Source organism: Salmonella sp. SAL04213, from assembly GCF_046550535.1.
GTDB classification, from domain to species: Bacteria; Pseudomonadota; Gammaproteobacteria; order Enterobacterales; family Enterobacteriaceae; genus Salmonella; species Salmonella enterica.
Genome location: NZ_JBGDXS010000026.1, coordinates 1 through 578, shown reverse-complemented (window position 1 = coordinate 578; position 578 = coordinate 1). Strand labels below are relative to the sequence as shown.

Genomic DNA, 578 nt, shown 5'->3' with positions numbered 1-578 from the left:
CCGGAACCAGAGCGTGCGATTGACAAGCCGTTCCTGCTGCCGATCGAAGACGTATTCTCCATCTCCGGTCGTGGTACCGTTGTTACCGGTCGTGTAGAACGCGGTATCATCAAAGTGGGCGAAGAAGTTGAAATCGTTGGTATCAAAGAGACTCAGAAGTCTACCTGTACTGGCGTTGAAATGTTCCGCAAACTGCTGGACGAAGGCCGTGCCGGTGAGAACGTAGGTGTTCTGCTGCGTGGTATCAAACGTGAAGAAATCGAACGTGGTCAGGTACTGGCTAAGCCGGGCACCATCAAGCCGCACACCAAGTTCGAATCTGAAGTGTACATTCTGTCCAAAGATGAAGGCGGCCGTCATACTCCGTTCTTCAAAGGCTACCGTCCGCAGTTCTACTTCCGTACTACTGACGTGACTGGCACCATCGAACTGCCGGAAGGCGTAGAGATGGTAATGCCGGGCGACAACATCAAAATGGTTGTTACCCTGATCCACCCGATCGCAATGGACGACGGTCTGCGTTTCGCAATCCGTGAAGGCGGCCGTACCGTTGGCGCGGGCGTTGTTGCTAAAGTTCT

Annotated in this window: 1 protein-coding gene; it reads left to right on the top strand. The window is 53.6% G+C overall.

Annotated features, from left to right (window positions below; genetic code table 11):
- A partial coding sequence (locus tag ACLJPQ_RS22440; protein ID WP_001738553.1) for an EF-Tu/IF-2/RF-3 family GTPase occupies positions 1-578 on the top strand: 578 nt, incomplete at both ends.